At 68.8% G+C, this 13686-nt stretch carries 13 protein-coding genes; 9 read left to right on the top strand and 4 right to left on the bottom strand.

The window, feature by feature from the left end:
• Positions 1–36 precede the first annotated feature (36 nt).
• Positions 37–1221: an alpha-D-ribose 1-methylphosphonate 5-triphosphate diphosphatase gene (locus tag PSA7680_RS04370; RefSeq protein WP_085867439.1), complete on the bottom strand. Its 1185-nt coding sequence runs from the start codon at positions 1219–1221 to the stop codon at positions 37–39.
• Positions 1222–1558: 337 nt separating this feature from the next.
• Here PSA7680_RS04370 and dusA point away from each other — a divergent pair, with 337 nt between their 5' ends.
• The 4 genes from dusA (at position 1559) to PSA7680_RS04390 (ending at position 5098) form a co-directional block, all read left to right on the top strand.
• The gene (dusA, locus tag PSA7680_RS04375) at positions 1559–2554 is read left to right on the top strand and encodes a tRNA dihydrouridine(20/20a) synthase DusA (RefSeq protein WP_085867440.1); all 996 of its coding nucleotides are present in this window, start codon (positions 1559–1561) and stop codon (positions 2552–2554) included.
• Positions 2555–2655: 101 nt separating this feature from the next.
• A complete protein-coding gene (locus PSA7680_RS04380) occupies positions 2656–3480 on the top strand; it encodes a sulfite exporter TauE/SafE family protein (RefSeq protein ID WP_085867441.1) in 825 nt (274 codons plus the stop codon).
• A 4-nt stretch (positions 3481–3484) separates the two neighbouring features.
• Entirely contained in the window at positions 3485–4276 is a 792-nt protein-coding gene (locus PSA7680_RS04385; RefSeq protein ID WP_085867442.1) for a hypothetical protein, read from the top strand.
• Positions 4277–4372: 96 nt separating this feature from the next.
• Positions 4373–5098, top strand: coding sequence for a SpoIIAA family protein (locus PSA7680_RS04390; protein WP_085867443.1), 726 nt, complete (start codon positions 4373–4375; stop codon positions 5096–5098).
• 97 nt (positions 5099–5195) lie between these two features.
• Here PSA7680_RS04390 and PSA7680_RS04395 read toward each other — a convergent pair whose 3' ends face one another.
• Genes PSA7680_RS04395 through ccmI form a run of 3 tightly spaced genes read right to left on the bottom strand, consistent with a single transcriptional unit; the run spans position 5196 to position 7149 of the window.
• Positions 5196–5438, bottom strand: coding sequence for a DUF1289 domain-containing protein (locus PSA7680_RS04395; RefSeq protein ID WP_085867444.1), 243 nt, complete (start codon positions 5436–5438; stop codon positions 5196–5198).
• Positions 5435–5917, bottom strand: coding sequence for a Holliday junction resolvase RuvX (gene ruvX, locus PSA7680_RS04400; RefSeq protein WP_085867445.1), 483 nt, complete (start codon positions 5915–5917; stop codon positions 5435–5437). Before ruvX ends, PSA7680_RS04395 begins: the two co-directional genes overlap by 4 nt.
• Positions 5914–7149: a c-type cytochrome biogenesis protein CcmI gene (ccmI, locus tag PSA7680_RS04405; RefSeq protein WP_085867446.1), complete on the bottom strand. Its 1236-nt coding sequence runs from the start codon at positions 7147–7149 to the stop codon at positions 5914–5916. The genes ruvX and ccmI overlap by 4 nt, the downstream gene beginning before the upstream one ends.
• A gap of 246 nt (positions 7150–7395) precedes the next feature.
• Here ccmI and PSA7680_RS04410 point away from each other — a divergent pair, with 246 nt between their 5' ends.
• The 5 genes from PSA7680_RS04410 to PSA7680_RS04430 all read left to right on the top strand — a co-directional run bounded on the left by PSA7680_RS04410 (position 7396) and on the right by PSA7680_RS04430 (position 13440).
• Positions 7396–8640, top strand: coding sequence for a sarcosine oxidase subunit beta family protein (locus PSA7680_RS04410; RefSeq protein ID WP_085867447.1), 1245 nt, complete (start codon positions 7396–7398; stop codon positions 8638–8640).
• Positions 8641–8698: 58 nt separating this feature from the next.
• Entirely contained in the window at positions 8699–9022 is a 324-nt protein-coding gene (locus tag PSA7680_RS04415; RefSeq protein ID WP_085867448.1) for a sarcosine oxidase subunit delta, read from the top strand.
• A gap of 91 nt (positions 9023–9113) precedes the next feature.
• The gene (locus PSA7680_RS04420) at positions 9114–12125 is read left to right on the top strand and encodes a sarcosine oxidase subunit alpha family protein (protein WP_085867449.1); all 3012 of its coding nucleotides are present in this window, start codon (positions 9114–9116) and stop codon (positions 12123–12125) included.
• Positions 12118–12693, top strand: a complete 576-nt coding sequence (locus PSA7680_RS04425; RefSeq protein WP_085867450.1) for a sarcosine oxidase subunit gamma — start codon at positions 12118–12120, stop codon at positions 12691–12693. Before PSA7680_RS04420 ends, PSA7680_RS04425 begins: the two co-directional genes overlap by 8 nt.
• 147 nt (positions 12694–12840) lie before the next feature.
• Positions 12841–13440 carry a superoxide dismutase gene (locus tag PSA7680_RS04430; RefSeq protein WP_085867451.1) on the top strand — a complete coding sequence of 200 codons (600 nt, stop codon included), beginning with the start codon at positions 12841–12843 and terminating at the stop codon, positions 13438–13440.
• Positions 13441–13686: the final 246 nt, after the last annotated feature.

Genomic DNA, 13686 nt, shown 5'->3' on the forward strand with positions numbered 1-13686 from the left:
GGCTGCAAGTCCGGCACCGGGGCCGGGCGGCGGCGCTCAGCCGACGCGGTGGCCCTGCGCCCAGACCGCGCGCACCACCGGGACGTCGCCGGCGCGCGCCACCCGGATCACGTCGGCGCGCAGGCCCTCGGCAAGCCGGCCGCGGTCCGCAAGCCCGGCGGCCTCGGCCGGGCGGTGGGTCACGCAGGCCGCCGCGCGTGGCAGATCGCCCCAGAGCGCGGCGAGGCGGAAGGCCGCCAGCAGCAGCGCGCCGGGCACGTAATCCGAGGAGAGGATGTCCAGCAGGCCGGCCTCCGCCAATTCCTGGGCCGCGACGTTGCCTGAATGCGAGCCGCCCCGGATCAGGTTCGGCGCCCCCATCATCACCGCGATGCCGGCCGCGCGGCAGGCCTGCGCGGCGGTGCGGGTGGTGGGAAACTCGGCGAAGCCCACGCCCTTGGCGGCGGAGGCGGCCACCTGTTCGGGCGTGGTGTCGTCGTGACTGGCGAGCACGGCGCCCAGCCGGGCGGCCTCGGCCACGGCGCCGGCCTCGTGCCGCGCCCCGAGACGGGCCTGCAACGCGCCGAGGCGGGCCACGTGCTCGGCGAACTCGGCCTCGCTGAAATTGCGCTTCTTGGTGACGTAGGTCTTCATCGCCTCGAGATCGCGGAACTGGCGCTGGCCGGGGGTGTGATCCATCAGGCTGACGATGCCCACCCTGTCCTCGGGGCCGAATTTCGCAAGCTCCTCCAGCAGCGTCTCCGAGCAGATCTCGGCGCGCAGGTGCAGGAAATGGCTGATCTTGAAATGGCCGGCCGCGCGGGCCGCCAGCAGCTCGTCGGCCAGCTGGCGCGCATATTCGCCGTAGCCCCGGCTGCCGGAATGGATCGAGCCCACCCGCAGCGCGTCGAAGACGGTGGTGATGCCGGTGGAGGCCAGTTCGGTATCATGGGCGAGCAGGGCGGGCAGGTGCGGCCAGTCGACCTCGGGCCGGGGCTCGATGTGGCGTTCGAGGTTGTCGGTGTGCAGCTCCACGAGTCCGGGCATCACGATGTCGCCGCCGCAATCGATCGCGCCGGTGGGCGCCGGTCCGCCGTCCGCGATGCGCGCGATGCGCCCCGCTTCGAAGGTGATGTGCCCGCGGCACAGGCGATCGGGCAGCACGAGGCACGCATTGGCCAGCGTGAGCGGCGGGGCGTGGCGGGCGGAGGAAGGCTCTGCGGGCGAAACGGGGGCGTTCATGCGGGGCACTCGTTGGGGGACGGGGCCGTCGAGGGCCGTTCGCACCGGCCAGGCCTGCTCATTTTCGGAAAAGCCTACACCACTTGCCGAAGCGCGAAAGCCGAATTTCGCGGCGCGGCGGCCTTTGGTTCGCCATCCTATTCCGATGGCACCGCGCCCGCCCTTGCGGAAACCGCCCTCGCGGGGCTATACGCGGGCTTCGTCTTTCCCGTGCTGCCTTGCCCATCGGAGCCATCGGAGCCCTCAGCCATGCGTGACATCCAAAGCGCCCAACCGCCCCGTCGCCTGTCCGGCCCCCACGTTTCGTGCCGCGCGGGCTGCCGCAAGGGAGGGGCCGATGGCTGACCCGGTGACCGCGAGCGCCCGCCTGTCCGTCGCACCAATGATGGACTGGACCGATCGCCACTGCCGCTACCTGCATCGGCTGATGAGCGCGCGGACGTTGCTCTACACCGAGATGGTCACCGCGCCGGCGCTGGTGCGCGGGCAGGCGCGGCATCTTCTGGCCTTCAATCCCGAGGAACACCCCGTCGCGGTGCAGTTGGGCGGCTCGGAGCCGGCGGAGCTGGCGGAAGCCACGGCCATGGCCTGCGAAGAGGGCTATGACGAGGTGAACCTCAACGTCGGCTGCCCGTCGGACAGGGTGCAGTCGGGCCGGTTCGGCGCGGTGCTGATGACGGAGCCCGCGCTGGTGGCGCGCTGCGTGTCGGCCATGATCGAGGCCGCCTCGGTGGAGGTGACGGTGAAATGCCGCATCGGCGTGGACGACCAGGACCCGGAGGCCGTGCTTCCCGATTTCATCGCCCGGATGCGCGACGCCGGCGTGCGCCGGATGCAGATCCATGCGCGCAAGGCCTGGCTGCAGGGGCTGAGCCCCAAGGAAAACCGCGATATCCCGCCCCTGGACTACCCGCTGGTGCTGCGGATGAAGGCGCGCTTTCCCGACATGCACCTCTCCATCAACGGCGGCATCACCTCGCTCGCGCAGGCCGAGGCCTTCCTCGCCGACGGGCTGGACGGGGTGATGATCGGGCGCGCGGCCTACCATGGGCCTTCGGATGTGCTCCTGCAGGCCGACCAGCGGATCTACGGAGAAACCACCGCGCCACGCAGCCCCGAAGAGGTCGTGCGCCTGATGCTGCCCTACATCGCGAACCACCTGGCCGAGGGGGGCAAGCTGGGCAATGTCACGCGCCACATGCTGGGCCTGTTCACCGGGCGGCCCGGCGCGCGGCAGTGGCGGCGGATCCTTTCCGAAGGGGCGCATCGGCCCGGCGCCGGCGTGGCGCTGGTGGAGGAAGCGCTCGGCGCGGTGAGCCCCGCCGCCGCCTGACCGGCGCTTGTCTCGGGCATGGCCCGAGAAATCGGTCGACACGGGCGGCCAACGGTCTAGAAATACTACGACCTGAAAAAGACCACCGCAAGAGGCCGCCCATGCCCCCCATCGCCGATCTTCTTCCCCTGCTTGCGCTGCTGCTCGTGATCGGGGCCTTCGCCGGGGTGCTCGCGGGGCTTCTGGGCGTGGGTGGCGGCATCGTGCTGGTGCCGGCCTTCTTCTACGCCTTCAGCGTGCTGGGCTACGAGAGCGATCAGCTGATGCAGATCTGCCTCGCCACGTCGCTCGCCACCATCGTCGTCACCTCGCTGCGCTCGCTTTCCAGCCACAACAAGAAGGGCGCTGTGGATTGGGAGATCCTCAGGACATGGGCGCCGGGGATCGTGATCGGGGCCATCGTCGGCGTGCTGGCGGCCTCTTCGCTGCGCTCGGTGGTGCTCCAGGGGATCTTCGGGGTGCTGGGCATGGTGATCGGCCTCTACATGGGCTTCGGCAAATCCGACTGGCGGCTGGGGGATGCGATGCCCGCGGGGCTGCGCCGGGCGGTGATGTCGCCGATGCTGGGCTTTCTCTCCGTGCTGATGGGGATCGGCGGCGGCTCCTTCGGCGTGCCGGTGATGAGCCTCTACAACGTTGCCATCCACCGCGCCGTCGCCACGGCGGCCGGTTTCGGGGTGATCATCGCGGTGCCCGGCGTGATCGGCTTCCTGCTGGTGCCGATCGAACCCGGCAATGCACCGCCCTTCACCGTGGGGGCGGTGAACCTGCCCACTTTCGCCGTCATCATCGCCATGACGCTGATCAGCACGCCCTACGGGGTGAAGCTGGCCCACGCGATGGATCCGAAGCCGCTCAAGCGCGTCTTTGCCGCCTTCCTGACGCTGGTGGCGCTGAACATGCTGCGCAAGGCGCTCGGGTTCTGATCCGGTGAGCGATCGGGCCGGGCTCCGCGCGCGCGGATGGCTGCGCTTCCCGGCCGACGCCGCCTTGCGGGCCTGGGCCGAGGCCGCCCTGCCGGCGGCGCGCGTGGCGATCCACGCCCCGGAAAACGCCCATTGGCATCGCCACGGAGGCACCTGGTTCGCCGGCGTGAACGCTTTGGAAAACGATGCCTCCGGTCGGATCGGGGGCGTGCCGCTGGCCGGCGCGGCGGTGGAATTCATCGCCCGGCACCTCGGCGCGCCCGAGGCCTGGGACAAGGCGCAGATCTCCGCCGTGCTGCCGGGCTACCCGGGCAGGGATGCCGGCGAAAGCGATGCCGCCCACCGCTTCCGGCTCCGGCGTGACGCCGCCCATGTCGACGGGCTGCTGCCGGTCGGCCCCCGGCGTCGGCGCAAGGCCGCGGAGCCCCATGCCTTCATCCTCGGCATCGCCCTGAACCAGGCCGGTCCCGAGGCCAGCCCGCTCGTCGTCTGGGAGGGCAGCCACGAGGTGATCCGCGCGGCCTTTTTGGAGGCGCTGGACGGCGTGCCGCAGCGCGAATGGGCTGAACAGGACCTCACCGACATCTACCAGGCCACGCGCCGGCGGATCTTCGAAACCTGCCCGCGCCGCTGCCTGCCGCTGCGCCCGGGCGAGGCGATCCTGCTGCACCGTCTGGCGCTGCACGGTATCGCGCCGTGGCAGGCGGGCGCGCAGGCGGGGGCGGAGGGGCGCGTCATCGCCTATTTCCGCCCGCCGATGCCCGGAGGCGTGACGGCGTGGCTGGCCACCCCCTGAGCCCGAGGGCGCGGGCTTGACGCCGGCCCGCCACGGGCGTTTGCTGGCGCGGGGACGCGCGGTCGCCACGGAAGTTGCCACGGAAAGGATACGGCCATGATCGAGATCGTGCCGGGCCGCCCCGAAGGGGTGCTGGAAGTGAAGATCACCGGAAAGCTCACCGCCGAGGATTACGAAGCGGTGCTGATGCCGGCCATCGAGGAGGCCCTCTGGGACCGGGACGGCATCCGTTTCCTGGCCCAGATCGGCCCCGGCTTCGAAGGGGTCACCGGCGGCGCGGCGCTGGACGATCTGCGCCTCGGCCTGCGCCACTGGCGGGGCTTCGACCGCATCGCGCTGGTGACGGACGCCGGCTGGCTCGAAACCGCCGCCCGCGCCATGAGCGTGCTGTCTCCCTGCCCGATGAAGGTCTTCGGCCTCGACGAGCTGGAGGAAGCGCGGCTCTGGCTCGCCGAAAGCCTCGGCGCCGTCCACATGGAGGATCTCGGCGGCGGCGTGCTCCATATCCAGTTGCTCGGCCAGCTGGATGCGGCCGTCTACGAGGGGGCGAACGCGCGGCTCGACGCCTTCGTGCGCGAAAACGACAGCGTGCGCTTCCTGCTCGATCTGCGCGCGTTCGACGGCTGGCTCGGGCTCTCGGCGCTGGGGCAGCACTTCAGCCTCGTGCGCGATCACCACCGGATCCCCGACAAGATCGCCTTCGTGGGCACGAAGGAATGGCAGAAGATGGCCGAACGCATCGCTTCGCGCTTCCTCGCCGCCGACGTCCGGTATTTCGACGCCGCCCAGATCGAGGCGGCGAAGGTCTGGCTGAAGGAGTAGGGGCCGCCCCCGGCCGCCCTCATCGGGCGGGGCGTGCCTTCGACCGGAACACGGCCGGGACGCGAAGGGAAGCGGAAAAGGAAAAAGCCGTCAGCGGCTATGAGCCGGCGTCCCGCCCCAGCCGCGCCGCCCGGCCGCCCCGGCGCTTCTTCAGGCGCGGGGCGCGGGAGGGAAGCTCGGCCATGATCGCGGCGCGCTCGTCCGGGCTCATCTTCGACCAGCCGCCGATCTCCTCCAACGTGCGCAGGCAGCCCGTGCAGATCCGCTCCTCTGGGTGCACCACGCAGATGCGGATGCAGGGGCTTTCGATCTCCTGCCGCTGCCAGACCTCGTCCTTCACGCCGAACCGCTCCGTTTCAGATGCGCCAGCCGGTCCAGCGCTCCTTGCAGGATATACCCGGCGGCGACGTGATCGATCACCTCGGAGCGACGTTTTCGTGTCGTATCCGCCTCAAGCAGCGCGCGTTCGGCGGCCACCGTGGACAGGCGCTCGTCCCAGAAGGTGATCGGCAGATCGGTGAGGCCCCTGAGGTTGCGGGCGAAGGCGCGGGTCTTCTGGCAGCGGGGGCCTTCGGTGCCGTCCATGTTGCGCGGCAGGCCCAGCACGATGCCGCCGATGCTGCGTTTCTCGAGGATCGCGAGCAGGGCGGAGGCGTCCACGCCGAATTTCTTGCGCCGGATCGTTTCCAGCGGCGTGGCCACGGAAAGGAAGCCGTCGCTCACCGCCACGCCGATGGTCTTTTCGCCGAGATCCAGCCCGGCGATCGCCCGCATCGGGGGCAGGGCGGCGGCGAAGTCTTCGATGCTCTCGTGGATCATTGCAGCACACCGGCGGCGCGGGCGGCATCGCGCAGCAGCGCCAGATCGGCCTCGCGCCCGGCGAAGACACCCTGGGATTCCTTCCAGATCGCATCGGCCTGCCCGGTTTCCCCGAGCACGCCATAGGCGCGGATGAGCCGGGCCCATTCCTCGGCGCTGCCGCCATCCGTGGCCAGCCTGTCGGCGAGATTGGCCACCATGCCCCGGATCATGGCGTCCCGGTCCTCGGCGTCCATCTCGCTGGCGGCGGCCATGTCCTCGGCGCTCGGGCCGGGCAGGGCGCCGCCGCCCTCCGCCATCATCGGAGGGGTGAACTCGACGCCCGCGCGCAGGGCCGCTTCGGCGATCTGGCTCATGACGGGCTCATACCACGGATCCTGCGGTGTGCTGTCGGCCAGCAGCCCGCGCCACATGCGAAAGCCCATGTCGGGGCGGGCGGTCTGCATGAACATGAGGCCCGAGTAGTAGCGCGCGGTGCCGTTGCCCGGATCGCGGCGCAGCGCCTCGGTGAGCGCCTGCTCGGCCTCGGGCGAGACGTAGCCGCCGGCTGCGATGATCATCAGGTCCGCCAGCGCGGCGTAGTCCTCGGCGCTGGCCGCATCGCCCTTCAGCTCCACGACCTTCGCCTGCGCCTCGCGGGCGGCGATGAAATTGCCGAGCGCGCTTTCGTTGATGGCCAGCAACTGGTAGCCGCGCAGATCGTCTCCGCGCTCGGCCACCGTCTGACGCAGTTTCTCGACGAGTTCCAGGTGCCTGGGATCGGCCTCCGCCTGCGGCAGGCGCGCGGCCTGCTCGGCTTCGGCCTGGCGCGGACGGCTCTCGCGCAGCTCCTCGGCGAACTGGATGCGCGCCTTCAGCGGCATGTCGGCATAGCCCGGCGCGCCGAGCCACATGTAGAGTCCGAAGCTGCCCCCGAGGACGGCCACGGCGCAGAGCGCGGCCACCGTGACCGTCGCCGCGCGCGGCGCGGACTGCACCGGCTGCACGGTCTGCGCGGCCCTGTCGGCTTCGAGGATGCGGCGCTGGATTTCGAGCCGGGCGCGCTCGGCCTCCTCCGGCGCGAGGACGCCGCGGGCCACGTCCTTGTCGATGGCCTTCAGCTGATCGCGGTAGACGGCAAGGTCCGGATTCTCGCCGGTCTGCGGGGCCGCGCCCGGCCGGCGCAGCAGCGCCAGCACCAGGAACGCCACCACGCTGATGCCGATCAGGGCCGTGAGCAGCCAGAATGCCATGGATTTTCTCCGTCGTTCGGTGTTTGCTTCGGTGTATATAGTTTTCAGACCGCCCTAAAGGCGCAAAAGCGCCGCAAGCCGCTCACGATCGCTTCAACCGGCCAGGCTTCGGTGCCGCTCCGGCTTGGGTCCAAGCCGCGCAATGTCGCAGAATGCGTCGTTTTCGCCGCTCGCGGTGGCCAGCCCTTTGGCGGATTATACGAAGAAGCAACAGATGATTTTCGCACCCCGGATTCGACGAGGCCCATGAAACGCTACTCCGCTTTCGCCATCGCCAAGGAAGCCCTGAACAACCACCAGGGCTGGAAACGGGCCTGGGCCAAGGCCCAGCCGAAGAGGAAATACGACGTGATCGTCGTGGGCGCCGGGGGGCACGGTCTGGCCACGGCCTACTATCTCGGCAAGAACTTCGGCATCCGCAACGTCGCCATCCTCGAAAAGGGCTGGCTCGGTGGCGGCAACACCGGGCGCAACACCACGATCATCCGTTCCAACTACCTGCAGGATCCTTCGGCCGCGATCTACGAGAAGGCGCGCAGCCTCTACGAGACGATGAGCCAGGATCTGAACTACAACGTCATGTTCAGCCCCCGCGGCGTGATGATGCTGGCCCAGACCGAGCACGAAGTCCGCGGCTACAAGCGCACCGCCGCCGCCAACGCCTTCCAGGGCGTGGAAACCGAGTTCATCGGCCCGGCCCGGGTGAAGGAACTCTGCCCGATCATGAACATCGAAGGCCCCCGCTATCCCGTTCTGGGCGCTCTCTGGCAGCCCCGCGGCGGCACCGCGCGCCACGACGCGGTGGCCTGGGGCTACGCGCGCGCCTGCTCGGCGATGGGGATGGACATCATCCAGAAATGCGAAGTCACCGGCGTGCGCAGCGAGGGCGGCAGGGTCGTGGGCGTGGACACCACCAAGGGCGCCATCGACTGCGACAAGCTCGCGATGGTCGTGGCCGGTCACTGCTCGCACCTGGCCGAGATGGCCGGCTTCCGCCTGCCGGTGGAAAGCGTGGCGCTGCAGGCGCTGGTGAGCGAGCCGATCAAGCCCTGCATGGACGTGGTGGTCATGGCCAACACGGTGCATGGCTACATGAGCCAGTCCGACAAGGGCGAGATGGTGATCGGCGGCGGCACGGATGCCTTCAACAACTACACCCAGCGCGGCAGCTTCCACCACATCGAGGAAACCGTGCGCGCGCTCGTCGAAACCTTCCCGATGATCTCCCGCCTCAAGATGCTGCGCCAATGGGGCGGCATCGTGGACGTCACCGGCGATCGCTCCCCGATCCTGTCGAAAACCCCGATCGAGGGCATCTTCGTCAACTGCGGCTGGGGCACCGGCGGCTTCAAGGCCATCCCCGGTTCGGGCTGGGGCATGGCCGAACTGATCGCCAAGGGCCATTCGCCGCTGACCGACGAATTCGGCCTCAACCGCTTCACCGAGGGCCGCTTCATCGACGAAAGCGTCGCGGCCGGGGTGGCGCACTGATGAAAAGCGTCCTTCACACAGACTGGCCGTTCCGCCGCAAGAGCAAGGAGCACACACCATGCTGATCCTGACCTGCCCCTATTGCGGCGTCACCGGCGAAGAAACCGAGTTCGCGGCGGGTGGCGAAGCCCACCTCAAACGCTTCGGCCCCGGCTCTTCGGATGCCGAGTTCGAAAGCTACCTCTTCGCCCGCAAGAACGAGAAGGGCGTCACCTTCGAACGCTGGCGCCACGCCAACGGCTGCGGGAAATGGTTCCACGCCGCCCGCTGCACGGTGACGCTCGAAGTCTTCGGTACCTACAAGGCGCAGGTCACCGAGCCGCCGAAAGAGATCCTCGCCGCGATCAGGAAGCGCCGCCCCGGCTGGGAGCCCGCCGCCTGATGCGCCCACTTTGTTCCGGAAATATCTCCGGGGGGTGCGGGGGGCAGGCAGCCCCCCGTTTCCTCCGCCAGCCACGCAGGATGTTGCGCCCATGAGCACCCGTCTCGCCACCCAAGGCCGCCTGATCAACCGCGACAAGCGGCTGGAATTCACCTTCAACGGCAAACGCCTGCAGGGCTACGAGGGCGATACGCTCGCCGCCGCGCTGCTGGCCAACGACCAGATGCTGGTGGGCCGCTCCTTCAAGTATCACCGCCCGCGCGGCATCCTCGCCTCGGGCAGCGAAGAGCCCAACGCGCTCGTCAATCTGGGCGAGGGCGCGCGCCTGGAGCCGAACCAGCGCGCCACCACCACCGAGCTGTTCCACGGGCTAACCGCCACTTCGCAGAACCACTTCCCGAGCCTCGAATTCGACATCGGCGAGATCAACAATTCGCTGGCCCGATTCCTGCCGGCAGGCTTCTACTACAAGACCTTCATCCATCCGCGCTTCGCGTGGAAACACGTCTTCGAGCCCTTCATCCGCCAGTCCGCCGGCCTCGGCAAGGCGCCGAAGGAGGCCGACGCGGACCGCTACGAACATTTCTACGCCTTCGTGGACGTGCTGGTGATCGGCGGCGGCGTCGCCGGGCTTCAGGCGGCCAGGGCGGCCGGCGAAGCCGGGGCCAGGGTGCTGCTGATCGAGCAGGAGCCCCACTGGGGCGGCCGCGCCCCTGTGGACGGGGCCGTGATCGAGGGCAAACCGGCCGAAGACTGGGTGAAGGACACCCTGCAAGCCCTTGAAGCCATGGAAAACGTCACGCTGCGCAACCGCATGATGGGCGCCGGCGTCTACGATCACGGCTATGCGCTGGGATACGAGCGCGTCGCCGATCACATCCCGGGCAGCGATCTGCCGCGCCACCGGCTCTGGCGGATCCGCGCAAAACAGATCGTCACGGCCACCGGCGCCATCGAGCGCCCGCTCTCCTTCGCCGGCAACGACATCCCCGGCGTGATGCTGGCCACGGCCGTGCGCGACTACGTGGTGAACTACGGCGTCTCCCCCGGTGATCGCACCGTCGTCGTCACCAACAACGATGATGCCTACCGCACCGCGCTCTGCCTCAAGAGGGCCGGGCTCGACGTGCCGATGATCGTGGACGTGCGCCCGCTCGTCACCTCGCCCCTGGCCACGGAAGCCCTGCAGGCCGGGATCCGGGTGGAGACCGGCAAGGGCATCGCCAAGGTCAAGGGCCGCAAGCGCGTCACCGGGGTGGCGCTCTGTCTGCAGGCGGGCGAGGGCAGCGTGATCGAAGAGGTCAAATGCGATGCCGTGGCCATGTCCGGCGGCTTCTCGCCGGTGGTGCACCTCTGGTCCCATTGCGGCGGCAAGCTGATCTGGGACGAAGCCAATGCCCATTTCCGCCCCGATCCCGCCCGCGCGCCCACGGGTGCGCAAGGCGAGGCCTTCGTCGTCACCGCCGGCATGGCCTCCGGCGCGATGACCACGGGCGAGGTGCTGGCCGATGCCGACGCCGCCGGCAAGGCCGCCGCGAGGGCCGCCGGGTTCACCCCGCGCCGCTTCGCCGCGCCGAAGGCGGCCGAGGAGCCGAGCGAGCCGATGGCGCCGGTCTGGATGATGCCGCAGGGCGCCTCCTACGATCTGCGCATGAAGATGTGGCTCGATTTCCAGAACGACGTGAAGGTCTCCGACGTGCAGCTCGCCGCGCGGGAGGGCTACGAGAGCGTCGAACACACCAAGCGCTACACCACCCTCGGCATGGCCACCGATCAGGGGAAGCTCTCCAACATCAACGGCTTGGCCGTGCTTGCTGATGCGCTTGGCGAGGATATTCCGCAGGTCGGCACCACCACATTCCGCCCGCCCTATACGCCGATTTCGATGGGCGCGATCGCCGGTGAGGCGCGGGGCGAAATCTTCCAGCCCCTGCGCCGCACGCCGATCCATGGCTGGCACGAGGCCCACGGCGCCCATTGGGAGCCCGTCGGCCACTGGCGCCGCCCCTATGCCTACCCCAAGGCCGGCGAAACCGTGGAAGAGGCCGTGCACCGCGAGGTGCTCAACACCCGCAGGCGCGTGGGGTTGCTGGATGCCTCCACGCTGGGCAAGATCGTGGTGAAGGGGCCGGACGCGGGCAGGTTCCTCGACATGCTCTACACCAACATGATGAGCACGCTGAAGGTGGGCCGCTGCCGCTACGGGCTGATGTGCAACGAGAACGGCTTCCTGTCGGATGACGGCGTGGTGGCGCGCATCGACGAGGACACCTGGCTCTGCCACACCACCTCCGGCGGGGCGGACCGTATCCACCAGTGGATGGAGGAGTGGCTTCAGACCGAATGGTGGGACTGGAAGGTCTACGTCGCCAATCTCACCGAGCAATACGCCCAGATCGCCGTCGTCGGCCCGGATGCGCGCCATGTGCTGGAGCGGCTCGGCGGCATGGATGTCAGCAAGGAAACGCTGCCCTTCATGGGCTGGCAGGAGGGCAAACTCGGCGGTTTCGACGCGCGCGTCTTCCGCATCTCCTTCTCGGGCGAGCTTTCCTACGAGATCGCGGTCCCGGCTTCTCAAGGATTGGCCTTCTGGGAAGCGCTCATGGAGGTGGGCGAGGCCTACGGGATGCAGCCCTACGGCACCGAGGCGCTGCACATCATGCGCGCGGAGAAGGGCTTCATCATGATCGGGGACGAGACCGACGGCACGGTGATCCCGCAGGACCTGGGGCTGCACTGGGCGATCAGCAAGAAGAAAGAGGATTACCTCGGCAAGCGCGCGCAGGCGCGCAGTTTCATGGACAACCCGGACCGCTGGCAGCTCGTGGGGCTGGAAACGCTCGATGGTTCCGTGCTGCCCGACGGCTGCTACGCGATCGGCGAGGGCACCAACGCCAACGGCCAGGCGGAGATGTTCGGGCGGGTGACCTCGACCTACTACTCGCCGACGCTGGGCCGCGGCATCGCCATGGGGCTGGTGCACAATGGGCCTCAGCGCATGGGTGAGGTGATCCGGTTCGGCACGCCCGACAAGAGCTTCGTGGAGGCGCGGATCGTGGATCCGGTCTTCTACGACAAGGAAGGGGAGAAGCAGAATGTCTGATCGCGCGGTGAGCCCGCTTGCGGGCGCGGAAAGCAGTGGATTTGCGAAGGTCTCCGAGGCCGGTCTGCGCGGCATGATCACCCTGCGCGGCGATCTTGCGGATGCGGGCTTTGCCGGGGCGGTGAAGGCGGTGACGGGCTGCGACGTGCCGGGCCGGCGCGAAGTGGTGGAGCAGGGCGGCAAGGGCGTGGCCTGGATGTCGCCCGACGAGCTTCTCGTGATGGTGCCCCATGCCGAGGCCGAGGCCGCCGTGGCGCAGCTTTCGCAGGCCCTTGCGGGCAGCCATTTCCTGGCGGTGAACGTGTCTGACGCGCGGGCCGTCTTCACCATCGAGGGCGCGGGTGCGCGCGAGGTGCTTGCCAAGCTCGCGCCCGTGGATCTGTCGCCCGAGGCTTTCGGCGCCGGGCAGATCCGCCGCACCCGGCTGGCGCAGGTTCCGGCGGCCTTCTGGCTCTCCGGCGAGGAGGTGTTCACGCTGGTGGCCTTCCGTTCGGTGGCGCAATACGTCTTCGACCTCTTGACGGTGAGCGCGAAGGCGGGCAGCGAGGTGGGCTTTCTCGCCCGCTAGCCCCCTTGGTCCGCGCTGCGCGGCGCGCGCGCGGGCGGATCGGGCAGGCCGGCCAAGAAATCGGCCCGCCCCCCTTGACCTTTCGCGCCCGCGCATTCCATCTAGCGCGTGAAGTTATACCTCTCGATCACGAAAAGGACGAACCCCATGGCTTTCGAACTTCCCGATCTTCCCTACGCCCATGACGCGCTGGCCGATCTCGGCATGTCCAAGGAGACGCTGGAGTACCACCACGACCTGCACCACAAGGCCTATGTCGACAACGGCAACAAGCTGATCGCCGGCACCGAGTGGGAAGGCAAGAGCCTCGAAGAGATCATCGTCGGCACCTACGACAAGAACGCCGTCGCCCAGAACGGCATCTTCAACAACATCTCCCAGCTGTGGAACCACAACCAGTTCTGGGAAATGATGGGGCCGGGCAAATCCGCGATGCCGGGCGAGCTGGAGAAGGCGCTGGTCGAGTCCTTCGGGTCCGTCGAGGAATTCAAGACCCAGTTCTGCGCTGCGGGCGCCGGGCAGTTCGGCTCCGGCTGGGCCTGGCTCGTGAAGAACGCCGACGGCTCGCTGGCCGTGACGAAAACGGAGAACGGCGTGAACCCGCTGTGCTTCGGCCAGACCGCGCTGCTGGGCTGCGACGTGTGGGAGCACTCCTACTACATCGATTTCCGCAACAAGCGCCCGGCCTACCTGACCAACTTCCTGGACAACCTGGTGAACTGGGAAAACGTCGCTTCCCGCATGTAAGCGGTCAAGCGATGGGCTGATTGGAAGCCGCCGGGGTGCCCGGCGGCTTTTTTGTGTCTGGACGCCTAAACCGGCGCGGCCTATTCCAAATTCAGACACTTCTTGTCTGGCGCAACCGTCACACACCGTGCTGAGCGCCTGCCCGGGTGGGCGCGCAAACGCGCCCGCCGTGGGGCGGGCGGGCGCGGGGCTGTTTCTGGCGAAACAGCCCAAAAAGGCGGTGTGCGGGATCGGGTGTGTCGCGTT

This window comes from Pseudoruegeria aquimaris (assembly GCF_900172235.1).
Lineage (GTDB): Bacteria > Pseudomonadota > Alphaproteobacteria > Rhodobacterales > Rhodobacteraceae > Pseudoruegeria > Pseudoruegeria aquimaris.

What these genes read in the sequence shown, in the direction of transcription:
- PSA7680_RS04370 (WP_085867439.1), bottom strand. Translation starts at nt 1,221, where the DNA reads ATGAACGCCCCCGTTTCGCCCGCAGAGCCTTCCTCCGCCCGCCACGCC.
- dusA (WP_085867440.1), top strand. Translation starts at nt 1,559, where the DNA reads ATGGCTGACCCGGTGACCGCGAGCGCCCGCCTGTCCGTCGCACCAATG.
- PSA7680_RS04380 (WP_085867441.1), top strand. Translation starts at nt 2,656, where the DNA reads ATGCCCCCCATCGCCGATCTTCTTCCCCTGCTTGCGCTGCTGCTCGTG.
- PSA7680_RS04390 (WP_085867443.1), top strand. Translation starts at nt 4,373, where the DNA reads ATGATCGAGATCGTGCCGGGCCGCCCCGAAGGGGTGCTGGAAGTGAAG.
- ruvX (WP_085867445.1), bottom strand. Translation starts at nt 5,917, where the DNA reads ATGATCCACGAGAGCATCGAAGACTTCGCCGCCGCCCTGCCCCCGATG.
- ccmI (WP_085867446.1), bottom strand. Translation starts at nt 7,149, where the DNA reads ATGGCATTCTGGCTGCTCACGGCCCTGATCGGCATCAGCGTGGTGGCG.
- PSA7680_RS04410 (WP_085867447.1), top strand. Translation starts at nt 7,396, where the DNA reads ATGAAACGCTACTCCGCTTTCGCCATCGCCAAGGAAGCCCTGAACAAC.
- PSA7680_RS04415 (WP_085867448.1), top strand. Translation starts at nt 8,699, where the DNA reads ATGCTGATCCTGACCTGCCCCTATTGCGGCGTCACCGGCGAAGAAACC.
- PSA7680_RS04420 (WP_085867449.1), top strand. Translation starts at nt 9,114, where the DNA reads ATGAGCACCCGTCTCGCCACCCAAGGCCGCCTGATCAACCGCGACAAG.
- PSA7680_RS04425 (WP_085867450.1), top strand. Translation starts at nt 12,118, where the DNA reads ATGTCTGATCGCGCGGTGAGCCCGCTTGCGGGCGCGGAAAGCAGTGGA.
- PSA7680_RS04430 (WP_085867451.1), top strand. Translation starts at nt 12,841, where the DNA reads ATGGCTTTCGAACTTCCCGATCTTCCCTACGCCCATGACGCGCTGGCC.